Origin of the sequence: Aquibium carbonis (assembly GCF_003970795.1) — a bacterium.
Lineage (GTDB): Bacteria > Pseudomonadota > Alphaproteobacteria > Rhizobiales > Rhizobiaceae > Aquibium > Aquibium carbonis.
Genome location: NZ_RWKW01000131.1, coordinates 1 through 11,509 on the forward strand (window position 1 = coordinate 1; position 11,509 = coordinate 11,509).

General features: G+C 67.5%; 7 protein-coding genes. 3 read left to right on the top strand and 4 right to left on the bottom strand.

Annotation, left to right across the window (positions count from 1 at the left end; all coding sequences use genetic code 11):
• The coding region (gene putA, locus EJC49_RS24135; protein WP_126702484.1) for a bifunctional proline dehydrogenase/L-glutamate gamma-semialdehyde dehydrogenase PutA at positions 1–3,116 on the bottom strand (3,116 nt) is incomplete at its 3' end.
• 182 nt (positions 3,117–3,298) lie between these two features.
• Here putA and EJC49_RS24140 point away from each other — a divergent pair.
• From EJC49_RS24140 to purU, 3 genes are all read left to right on the top strand, one after another.
• Entirely contained in the window at positions 3,299–3,748 is a 450-nt protein-coding gene (locus tag EJC49_RS24140; RefSeq protein ID WP_126702485.1) for an Lrp/AsnC family transcriptional regulator, read from the top strand.
• Positions 3,749–4,491: 743 nt separating this feature from the next.
• Positions 4,492–5,442, top strand: coding sequence for an AEC family transporter (locus EJC49_RS24145; protein WP_126702486.1), 951 nt, complete (start codon positions 4,492–4,494; stop codon positions 5,440–5,442).
• 63 nt (positions 5,443–5,505) lie between these two features.
• Positions 5,506–6,369: a formyltetrahydrofolate deformylase gene (gene purU, locus EJC49_RS24150; protein ID WP_210211863.1), complete on the top strand. Its 864-nt coding sequence runs from the start codon at positions 5,506–5,508 to the stop codon at positions 6,367–6,369.
• 126 nt (positions 6,370–6,495) lie between these two features.
• Here purU and EJC49_RS24155 read toward each other — a convergent pair whose 3' ends face one another.
• The 3 genes from EJC49_RS24155 to EJC49_RS24165 are packed head-to-tail and all read right to left on the bottom strand — an operon-like array spanning position 6,496 to position 10,881.
• Positions 6,496–9,681, bottom strand: a complete 3,186-nt coding sequence (locus EJC49_RS24155; RefSeq protein WP_126702490.1) for an efflux RND transporter permease subunit — start codon at positions 9,679–9,681, stop codon at positions 6,496–6,498.
• Positions 9,682–9,704: 23 nt separating this feature from the next.
• Positions 9,705–10,664, bottom strand: a complete 960-nt coding sequence (locus EJC49_RS24160; RefSeq protein ID WP_126702488.1) for an efflux RND transporter periplasmic adaptor subunit — start codon at positions 10,662–10,664, stop codon at positions 9,705–9,707.
• Positions 10,665–10,680: 16 nt separating this feature from the next.
• Entirely contained in the window at positions 10,681–10,881 is a 201-nt protein-coding gene (locus EJC49_RS24165; RefSeq protein ID WP_126702489.1) for a YgaP family membrane protein, read from the bottom strand.
• Positions 10,882–11,509: the final 628 nt, after the last annotated feature.

Genomic DNA, 11,509 nt, shown 5'->3' on the forward strand with positions numbered 1-11,509 from the left:
CCGATGCGGTCGGTGCGCGCCGGCCAGTCGCTGGCGGCGGCATCGGGGAAGCGCTCGGCGATCATCGCGGCGGTGACGCCCTCGCCCGCCGGGGTGATCCCCGCCGCCGCCGCGTGGCGCGTGGGTCCCTTGCGGAAGCGACGGAGGTAGTGGGGGCCGCCGGCCTTGGGGCCGGTGCCGGAGAGGCCTTCGCCACCAAAAGGCTGGGAGCCGACGACGGCGCCGATCTGGTTGCGGTTGACGTAGAGGTTTCCGACGTGGACCGTGTCGACGAAGCGCTGGACGCGCGCCTCGATGCGGGTGTGCAGGCCGAAGGTGAGGCCGTAACCCCTGGCGTTGATGTCGGCGATGACGCGGTCGATCGCGTCGGCCTCGAACGTGGCGACGTGGAGGACCGGGCCGAAGACCTCGCGCTCCAGCTCGCCGATGCCGGAGACGCGCAGGATGTGAGGGGCCACGAAACGGCCCTCGCCCGGCGCGTCGAGCCTGGCGACCAGCTTGCCGCGCGCTTCCATGTCGGCGCAGTAGGCTTCGATGGAGGCCCGAGCCTCGTCGTCGATGACCGGGCCGACGTCGGTCGACAGCTGCGCCGGGTCGCCGACGACGAGTTCGTCCATCGCGCCCGTCAGCATCTCCATGATCTTATGCTCGACGTCGGTCTGGACGTAGAGGATGCGCAGCGCCGAGCAGCGCTGGCCGGCGCTTTGGAACGCCGATGCCAGCACGTCGCGCACGGCCTGTTCCGGCAGCGCGGTGGAATCGACCAGCATGGCGTTGAGGCCACCGGTCTCGGCGATCAGCATGGCGTCGGGCGCGGCCGTCTCGGCAAGCTGGCGCTCGATCGCGCGGGCGACCTCGGTCGAGCCGGTGAAGCAGACGCCGGCGATGGCCGGGTCGGCGACCAGCGGCGCGCCGACCGAGGGGCCGTCGCCGGGCAGCATCTGGAGGATGTCGGCCGGAATGCCGGCCTCGTGCAGCAGCGCCACCGCGCGGGCGGCGATCAGCGGCGTCTGCTCGGCCGGCTTGGCGATGACGGCGTTGCCGGTGACCAGCGCCGCCACCACCTGGCCGGTGAAGATGGCGAGCGGAAAATTCCAGGGCGAGATGCAGACGACGACGCCGCGCGCCTCAGTCCCCGCCTCGGCCTTGGCCGCCTCGGCGGCGTAGTAGCGCAGGAAATCCACCGCCTCGCGGAGTTCGGCGATGCCGTCGGCCAAGGTCTTGCCCGCCTCGCGGATGCAGAGCGCGAAGAATTCCGGCGCGTGCGCCTCGTAGAGATCGGCCGCTCGCAGAAGCATCGCCGCGCGGTCAGCGACGGAGGTTTCGGCCCAGCCGGGCTGCGCGGCGGCGGCGATCCGGACGGCGTCGCGGGCGAGCGCCGCGTCGGCCTCGACGACGGTTCCGACGGCTTCCGAGGGCCGGGCCGGGTTGACGATGACGCGGGCGAGACCACCCTCGCCCGCCGCCGGTGTCAACGGCCGGGCGGTCCAGGCGGAGCCGGTCATGTACGGCGCGCGCGCTTCGTCGAGGGCGGCAATGGTCACCGGGTCGGTGATGTCCCAGCCTTGGGCGGCTTTCCGCCCCGCGCCGAAGATCGCGGACGGCATCGGGATCGCCGGATTGTGGGCCGGCCCTTGGGAGGCGACGACGTCGAAGGGATCGCGCGCGATGACCTCCGCGCTGACGTCCTCGTCGACGATCTGGTGGACGAAGGAGGAGTTGGCGCCGTTTTCGAGCAGCCGGCGGACGAGATAGGCGAGCAGGTCGGAATGGGCGCCGACTGGCGCATAGATGCGGCAATGGGTGCCCTCGGTTTTGCGCACGGCCTCGTGCAGGGCCTCGCCCATGCCGTGCAGGCGCTGGAACTCGAAGGCGTGGTTGTCGTCGGCCATCGCCAGGATCGCCGCGACGGTGTGGGCATTGTGGGTGGCGAATTGCGGGTAGATGCGGTCGGTCATGCCGAGAAGCTTTCGCGCGCAGGCGATGTAGGAGACGTCGGTGTTGGGCTTGCGAGTGAAGACGGGATAGCCGGACAGGCCCATCGTCTGGGCGCGCTTGATCTCGGTGTCCCAGTAGGCGCCCTTGACGAGGCGCACCATGATGCGCCGGTCCAGCCTTTCGGCCAGCGCGTGCAGCCAGTCGATGACGAAGGGCGCGCGCGGGCCGTAGGCCTGGACGACGACGCCGAATCCTTCCCAGCCAGCGAGCGCGGGATTGGACAGCGTCTCTTCGATCACGTCGAGCGACAGGTCGAGCCGGTCGGCCTCCTCGGCGTCGATGTTGAGCCCCATGCGGGCATCGCGTGCGGCGAGGCAGAGCGACGTCAGCCGCTCGACCATGACGGGCAGCATGCGCGCCTTCTGCGCCTGCTCGTAGCGCGGGTGGATGGCCGACAGCTTCACCGAGATGCCGGGGTTGCGGCGCACCTCGTTGCCGGTGGCCGTCTTCGTCAGCGCGGCGATCGCGTCGGCATAGGCGCGAAGGTAGCGCAATGCATCGCCCTCGGTGCGGGCCGCTTCGCCCAGCATGTCGTAGGAATAGAGATAGCCCTTGCGGGTGAAGTCGCGGCCGCGACGGACGGCCTCGTCGATGGTGCGGCCGAGCACGAACTGTTCGCCCATCTCGCGCATGGCAGCGGAAACGGCGGTGCGGATCACCGGCTCGCCCAGGCGGCGAACCATGGAGCGCAGCGTGCGCTCGATGGCGCCCTCGCCTTCGTCGAGCACGCGGCCGGTCAGCATCAGCGCCCAGGTGGAGGCGTTGACGAACATCGAGGCCGATTCGCCCGAATGCGCCGACCAGTCGTGCGGCGCGATCTTGTCGCGGATCAGGTCGTCCATGGTCTCGGCGTCGGGCACGCGCAGCAGCGCCTCGGCCAGGCACATCAGCGCCACGCCCTCCTGCGTCGACAGGCCGTATTCGGACAGGAACACTTCCATCAGCTGCCGGTCGGAGGAGGATCGCACGGTGCTCACGAGGTCGGCGGCGCGGGCGGAAATGCCGGCGCGCTGCGCCGCGGAAAGCCCGGCTGACGCGACGAGTCTTGCGAGCGCCGCGTCCTCGTCGGGCAGAGTTTGGGAACGAATGGCTTCACGAAGGTCTGGACGTGTCAGCATGCTGTTTTCCCCGAGCAAGGACGTGAGGTGTCGTGGCACAGAGCGGATCAGGTCCCTCCGCGCGCCCTCGTCTTCTTGTATCACTCCCGCAATTCTGCGGCTGGACCATTCCGCGAAGAGAGGAAGACCGTGCAGCCCAATTACGATAGGCTTTCCCCGCCATTCGTACCGGGAAAGAGTTCATGACGGATCAACTGGATCGCATCGATCGCAACATCCTCTCGGCGCTGTCGCGCGAGGGGCGTCTGTCGATGGCAGAACTCGCCGCCAAGGTGGGCCTGTCGAAGACGCCGGTGCAGGCGCGGGTGCGGCGGCTGGAGGCGAACGGGTACATCCGCGGCTATGCGGCGATCATCGATCGGGAGCGGATGGGGGAAGGCCATGTCGCCTTCGTCCAGGTCAAGCTCTCCGACACGCGCTCCGCCGCGCTCGATGCTTTCAACAAGGCAGTGATGGCGATCGCGGAAGTCGAGCAGTGCCACATGATCGCGTCGAGCTTCGACTACCTGTTGAAGGTTCGCACGACCGACATCGCCAGCTACCGCCGCGTGCTGGGCGAGCGCATCTCCGCCCTGCCCCATGTGGCGCAGACCTCGACCTTCGTGGCGATGGAGACGGTGAAGGATAGGTGAAGCGTGCGGGGCCGTGCTGCACCGGCGCGGGGGGCATCGCCGGGGAGGCATGGGGCGGGCGGCGGCGCCGGCCTGCACCGGAGCGCGTGCATCGATGGGGAGGCATGGATCCCGCATACGTCGTCCTGCGCTGCGCTCGGACTCCGTTGCGGGATGACGAAGCGGAGGGGGATGCGGGGCGACAGGACGCCGCATCCGCCCGCTTCGTCACCGCGGCGCCCACGTCGCCTTCGTCATCCCGGGCGGTGCCGGAGCGCATCGGAGGCGCAGACCCGGGATGACGAAAGTGGGGGTGACCGGACCTGGGACAATGACCTTGTGTGAACCGATCTCTGTATACACGATTGATGCCGTCGCTGTTCCCCTTGATGCCACGCGCTCCGTGCGCCGCACGGTTGCCAAGTTCGCAGATTGAATCCGGATTCGCGCGAAGGCTCTTGCCAAAACGGCCTTTTTCGAGGTTTCGCCGGCGTGCCATGCAACGGCGCAGGGACCCCGGACGACGTGTCGCGCCAGGCTTCTTGCGCGTGATCCCCGGTTGACAGTGCCGACATGGGTCGACACTATGCATACACGCGCGTCGCTGATGGAGGGCTCGACGGTGCTCCGCCTGTCAGACATCGCCGACCGGAAAGCAATCGCGCCTCTTGCCCGCGCTCCGGGCAGGCTTTACGCCGCATCCGACCTGCCCACCACTCTTGGCCGATGCCCTGCCCGGCCGACACGCAACCGTTGAACAGCCGATGCCCGCAATCCTTCCGCTGATGTTTCCGATCCTGTTCCTGATCGGCCTCGGCTTCGTCGCGGTCCGCACGGGCTATGCCACCAACGGTCAGATCGACGGGTTGGCGGGCTTCGTCGTCAATTTTGCGCTGCCCGCCATCATCTTCTCGACCTTCACCGGACAGAAGCTCAGCGAGACGATCAACCTGCCCTACCTCGCCGCCTATGCCGGCGGGTCGCTGATTGCGTTCGCCATCGTCTTCGCCCTGATGCGCCTGGTCCTGAGCCGGCCGTTGACGACGGCGGCGATCGGCGCGCTCGGCGGCACGGGCTCCAACACCGGCTTCATCGGCTTTCCCGTCGCGTCCCTAGTCATCGGCGCGCCGGCCTTCGTGGCGATGCCCCTGACGATGCTGGTCGAAAACATCCTGATCATCCCGCTGGCACTGACACTGGCGGAACTCGGCCGCAACCAAGGCGGTACGGTGGCAAGCCTGCTGGCCGGCACCGCGCGCCGGCTCATGGCCATGCCGCTTCTCTGGGCCATCTTCGCCGGCACCGCGCTGTCCTTTGCCGACGTGGCCATTCCCGACCTGCTGTCGATGTCGGTCGACCTGCTCGGGCGAGCCTCCGCGCCGGTGGCGCTGTTCGTCGTCGGCGGCGTCGTCGCAGGGCTCAACCGTGGCGACATGTCGGCGGACATCGGCCCGATCGTGGTCGGCAAGCTCGTCATCCACCCGCTGGCGGTTACCGGGATGCTTGTCCTGATCCCCGGAGTTCCGGCAGGACTTGCCGCATGTGCGATAGTCTTTTCGAGCGCATCGATGCTAACGATCTACCCCGTTCTCGCCCGCCGCTACGCGCTGGAGACCAAGGCCGCCGCGGCCTTGATCCTCGCGACGGTGGCCGGTCTCTTCACCCTGTCGGCCGTGCTGGCAATGCTGCTTGCAAGCACTGACGGAGCCTTTTGACCCGCCTCGGCGTCGCGGTCCTCCCGCCGCGTCCCGACACGACCCGAACCAACGGAGATCACCTTGTCTGACGAACCTCTCATCCTGTCCGCCTCCTGTTCCAACAAGCCGGGCATCGTCGCGGCCGTCTCGAAGGCCATCTTCGACATGGGCGGCGACATCGCCGACCTGCAGCAGTTCGACGACCACGGCACAGGCCAGTTTTTCTCGCGCGTGGTGTTTTCCGGCGCCACCGCCCCGATCGGAGCGCAGAAGGCGCGTGACCTGCTGGCGCCGGTGCTGGCGCCCTTCGACATGACCTGGTCGCTTCGCGCCCGCAACGAACGCCGCCGCGTCCTGATCATGGTGTCGCGCTTCGACCACTGCCTGGCCGATCTTCTCTACCGCTGGCACATGGGCGAACTGAACATGGAGATCGCTGGTATCGTCTCCAACTATCCGCGCGACATCTATCCCAACCTCGCCTTCGGAGACATTCCATTCCACCACCTGCCGATATCAAAGGAGACCAAGGCCGAGCAGGAGGCAAAGCTGCTCGACATCGTCAAGTCGGGCAATGTCGATCTCGTGGTGCTCGCCCGCTACATGCAGATCCTGTCCGAGGAGATGACCGAACACCTGGCCGGGCGCTGCATCAACATCCACCATTCCTTCCTGCCGGGTTTCAAGGGCGCCAAGCCCTATCACCAGGCGCATGAGCGCGGTGTGAAGCTGATCGGCGCGACGGCCCACTATGTGACCAGCGACCTCGACGAGGGGCCGATCATCGAGCAGGACATCGAGCGCGTCAGCCATCGCGACACCGCGGAGGAACTGGTGCGCAAGGGCCGCGACATCGAGCGCCGCGTTCTCGCGCGCGCCGTTCGCGCCCATCTCGAGGATCGGGTCCTGATGAACGGCATGCGCACCATCGTCTTCCCGGAATAGACGCCGGCCGGACGACACCAGTCGCCGAGCCACGATGCCAAACGAGAAAAAGCCCCGTCCGGCGTGCGCCGGGCGGGGCTTTCTCCAGGGGACCGTGGCTCGAGCGTCAGGTCCGCCGCATGAGGCTCAGGTGCGCAGCACCCGGTAGATGGCCGGGATGACGAGCACCGTCAGGATGGTGGACGAGGCAAGCCCGAACAACAGCGAGATCGCCAGCCCCTGGAAGATCGGGTCGGTCAGGATCACCGCGGCTCCGATCATCGCGGCCAGCGCGGTGAGCAGGATCGGCTTGAAGCGGATCGATCCCGCCTCGACCAGGATCTCGGTCAACGGCCTACCCCCGGCGTCGGCGTGGCGAATGAAGTCGACCAACAAGATCGAGTTGCGCACGATGATGCCCGCAAGCGCGATGAAGCCGATCATCGAGGTGGCGGAGAACGGCGCACCAAAGAGCCAGTGACCGCCGAGGATGCCGATGAAGGTGAGCGGGATCGGCGTCAGGATGACCAGCGGGACCTTGAACGAACCGAACTGCGCGACGACCAGGATGTAGATACCGAGCAGAGCGACGATGAAGGCCGCGCCCATGTCGCGGAACGTGACCCAGGTGACCTCCCATTCGCCGTCCCACAGGAGCGTCGAGACCGAATCGTCCTGCGGCTGGCCGTGCAGCGCGATCACCGGCTTCGGCAGGCCCGTCCAGTCCTGAGCGTCGAGCGCGTCCTGAACGGCCAGCATGCCGTAGAGCGGCGCCTCGAAATCGCCGGCGAGTTCGGCCGTGACCATCTCGGCGGCGCGACCGTTGTGGCGGAAAACCGGGTAGGAAGCAGTCTCGGTCTTCAGGTCCACGACGTCGCCGAGTTCGACGACGCCCCGCGCGCCGGGCAGCACATTGGCCGGGATCGGCGTCGTCAGGAAGCGCTCGTCGAGCGTGCGCTCGCCTCTTGGCCGTTCCAGCCGGATCGCGATGGGCTGGCGTCCGCCGCCGCGATGCGAATAGCCAACGGTCTGGCCACCGTTCAGGATGCCGATCGTGTCGAACACGTCGCCCTCCTCGACCCCGAAGAATTCGAGATTGTCGGTGGAGATCGTCAGGCGCAGCTTCCTTGCCGGATCGCCGTAGGAGTTGTCGACGTCGACGATGAAGGGAACGGAGCGGAACGCCGCCTCGACCTTCGCGGCCACCAGCCGCCGCGTCTCGGCGTCCGGCCCGTAGATCTCAGCCAGCAGCGTCGCCATGACCGGGGGGCCGGGCGGCGGCTCGACGACCTTCAGGCTGGTGCCGACCGGCATCGGCAGGTCGGCGATCCGCCCGCGAATGTCGAGCGCGATGGCATGGCTCGAGCGTGACCTCTCCCCCTTTGGCAGAAGGTTGATCGCGACCTCGCCCTGCTGCGGCTCGGTCCTGTAGACGGAATGGCGAACCAGTCCGTTGAAGTTGAAGGGCGCGGCCGTCGCCGCATGAGTCTGCACCGACTTCACTTCCGGCAGGTCCAGCACCCTGGCCGCGACGGCCTGCGCGACCGCGTCGGTCGCCTCGACCGAGGCGCCTTCGGGCAGGTCGATCGTCACCTGAAGCTCCGACTTGTTGTCGAAGGGCAGGAGCTTCACGGTCACGTCCTTGGTGTAGAACAAGGCCAGCGAGCCGAGCGTCAACACGCCGACGGCCACCAGGAAGAGCCAGCTGCGCGCCTTGGAGGCCAGGATCGGCCGCGCCACGGAGGCATAGAGACGGCCGAGCATGCCGCCATGGGCATGGTCGTGATGGGCCGGCATCGGCGCGTTTCCAGCCGTCTTCAGCATGAGCCAGGGGGTCGCGATGACGGCGACGAAGAAGGAGAAGATCATGGCCGCCGAGGCGTTGGCCGGAATGGGGCTCATGTAGGGGCCCATCATTCCCGACACGAACAGCATCGGCAGCAGCGCCGCCACCACCGTCAGCGTCGCGACGATGGTGGGATTGCCGACCTCGGCGACCGCCTCGATGGCCGCCTGCTTGCGGTCGCGCCCGTCGCCCATGCCCCAGTGGCGGGCGATGTTCTCGATCACGACGATGGCATCGTCGACGAGAATGCCGATCGAAAAGATCAGCGCAAAAAGCGAGACGCGGTTCAGCGTGTAGCCCATCACGAGGGAGGCAAACAGCGTCAGGAGGATCGTGACCGGGATGACCACGGCGACGACGATCGCCTCGCGCCGGCCGATCGAGAACCAGACGAGCAGGATGATCGATACGGTGGCGAGGCCGAGATGATAGAGGAGCTCGTTCGCCTTCTCGTTGGCCGTCTCGCCATAGTCGCGCGTCACCTCGATGGCGATGTCTTCGGGGATCAGGCTGCCTTCCAGACTTTCGACCCGGTGAAGAATCTGCTCGGCGACGGTCACGGCGTTCGAGCCGGCGCGCTTGGCAACGGCGATCGTCACCGACGGGACCCGCACGAGGCCGCCCTCGCCGCGCGTGACGGTGGCGACATAGGTGTCGGCGCCATCCTCGGCGAAGCTGATGTCGGCCACGTCGCGAACATAAACCGGACGACCATCACGTGCCGTGAGCAGGAGATTGCCGATCGCGGCCGGCGAGCCCAGCGTCTCGCCGGCAACCAGCATGACCTGCTCGCCGCCGTCACGGACGCGACCGGTCGGAAAGGCACGATTGGCGCCCTGCACCTTGCCGGCCAGCTGCTGCAGCGTCACGCCGAACAGGGCAAGCTTCTCGGGGTTCGGCGCGATGCGAATACGCTCGTCCTGGTCGCCGACAAGGTAGGTCAGGCCGACATCGTCGATCTTGGCGATCTCGGTGCGAACCTCGCGGGCGATCCGGGTCAGGGCGTTGGCCGTGATCTTGTCGGCCGCCTCGGGCCTTGGCGACAGCGTCAGCGAGACGATCGCCACGTCGTCGATGCCGCGACCGACGATCAGCGGCTCGGGAACGCCGACCGGGATACGGTCCAGATTGGCGCGCACCTTGTCGTGGACCCGCAAGACCGCCGCATCCGAAGACGTGCCGACGATGAAGCGCGCGGTGACCAGGACGCCGTCGTCCTGCGTCTGCGAATAGACATGCTCGACGCCGTCGATGCCCTTGACGATGGTCTCGAGCGGCTCGGTGACCAGCTTGACGGCATCCTCGGCCTTCAGGCCGGCAGCATCCACGCGGATGTCGACCATCGGAACCGATATCTGCGGTTCTTCCTCGCGCGGCAGCGTCATCAACGCGATGAGACCGAAGGCGAAGGCGGCGATGAGGAAAAGCGGCGTCAGCGGCGAGGAGATGAAGGCCCGCGTCAGGCCGCCCGCAATGCCGAGCGGCATGGGTCCCGGTGTCTCGGGGGATGTCATGGGAGCGCCACCACGTCTCCGGCGGACAGACCGGTCAGGACTTCCAGCTTGCCGGCGTCACCGACCAGCGGCTCGCCGAGCACGACGGCGCGCGCAACCGGCTGGCCGTCGCGCATCACGGAAACGAAGTCGATGCCGGATCGGGTCGTCACCGCTTCGCGCGGAACGACGATGCCCTGGCGCTCGCCGACGGGAACTTCGACGAGAACGCGCGCGTCGACGAAGGCACTGTCCAGCCCCTCCACCTCGACGTCGGCGACGACCCGGCCGTTGTCGATCTGCGGGTAGATCTTCGCCATGCGACCGGTCAATTCCTGCCCGTCGCCGGTGATCTTGATGCTGGCACCCTGGACGAGGCTTGCGGAATGCCGTTCTGGGATGGCGAGGCGCAGAAAAAAGCCGCCGCCGCCCAGCGACGCGATCTGTTCTCCTGGCATCACGACCGCGCCACGGGTGACGGGCACGGTCAGTACCCGGCCGTCGGCGGGTGCAAGCACGGCGCCTTCCTGCCCCTGCTGGACGACGACCGAACGCTGGGCCTGGGTCGATGCGATCTGGTTCAGAGCCACGTCGACGTCGGTCCTCAGCTGGTCGAGGCGCTGCGTCGTGGCGATGCCCTTGTCGACCAGCGACTGGCCCCGCTCGAGTTCGGACTGGGCCCGGGCAAGCTGGGCCTCGAGCGCGCGGAGTTGAGCGTCATAGGAGGCGATCTGGAACTCGATCTTGTCGTCGCGCACGGTCGCGATGCGATCACCCGCCTTGACCTCGTCGCCTTCGGTGACGAGCAGGTCGATGACGATGCCGCCGATCCGCGAGCGCGCCGGCACGAGATCGCGCGCCTCGATGCGGCCATACACGGCCTTCCACTCGGTGATCGTGATCGGCTCGATGGTCAACCCGGCCGCCACTGCTGGAGCAGTGGCGAGCAGGGCCGCGGTCAGCAGGGCTAGGCGCATCGCGGACATCCCGTGGTCAGAAGGCGCAGCCCGGCTTCACGCCGAACCGCTTGAAGATGGACGCCGCCGGGCAGAAGCCGGTGAAGGCGGACTGGAGAAGGTTCAGGCCGATAAAGACGGTGAACCAGACGAAAAGCGGTGACACCCAGACCGTCAGCACGACGGAAAGGAGCACCATGGCGCCGGCAAAGGCGAGGACGGAACGATCGAGAGTCATGCTGGAATCTCCTAATTGAATTAACACATGATCATTTATGCATGTGTTGGTCGGACCGCAACCCCTCTTTCGCGATTGTTGTCGAAGACGGAGGACCGGACGTTTCGGCGCGGTCCTTTCCGCGACCAGTGACCTCTGCGAGAGAAACCCGCTTAGGCCTTCGCGAGCGGCGCGTCCTTGACCTTTGTCAACGCGGCGGCCAGCGCCTCGGGCACAGGAAGCGCTCGTCTGGCAAAGCCGCGAGGACGTCCGGCGGAGGCCTCGATTGCGAATGGATCGGAGCGGCGCATCGAGGCGCCCCTGCAGGCCATGCCGACATCGTCAGCAGCGCCGAGGACATGCCGATGGTCGCGGCACCCGCACCATCGTTGCGGGTCGCGTCTTCCTGGCAGCGCGGACGTGGGCCGACGGTTCTGACGCGTCGGCCGACCCGGAGATCGACAGCGACGCGGCCGGGAATCATGCTCCCTCCCCGCCGTCGGAACGGGAGCCACCAGATGCAGAAAGGGCGCCACTGGGGCGCCCTTCCGGTTTCAGATCATGTGGGGCCGCGGCCCCGGCCGATCACTCGACGATGGATGCGACGATGCCGGACCCGACGGTACGGCCGCCTTCACGGATGGCGAAG

Excerpts from the sequence above, each read along its gene's own strand:
- EJC49_RS24145 (WP_126702486.1), top strand. The coding sequence starts at position 4,492 with ATGCCCGCAATCCTTCCGCTGATGTTTCCGATCCTGTTCCTGATCGGC.
- EJC49_RS24165 (WP_126702489.1), bottom strand. The coding sequence starts at position 10,881 with ATGACTCTCGATCGTTCCGTCCTCGCCTTTGCCGGCGCCATGGTGCTC.
- EJC49_RS24140 (WP_126702485.1), top strand. The coding sequence starts at position 3,299 with ATGACGGATCAACTGGATCGCATCGATCGCAACATCCTCTCGGCGCTG.
- EJC49_RS24160 (WP_126702488.1), bottom strand. The coding sequence starts at position 10,664 with ATGCGCCTAGCCCTGCTGACCGCGGCCCTGCTCGCCACTGCTCCAGCA.
- EJC49_RS24155 (WP_126702490.1), bottom strand. The coding sequence starts at position 9,681 with ATGCCGCTCGGCATTGCGGGCGGCCTGACGCGGGCCTTCATCTCCTCG.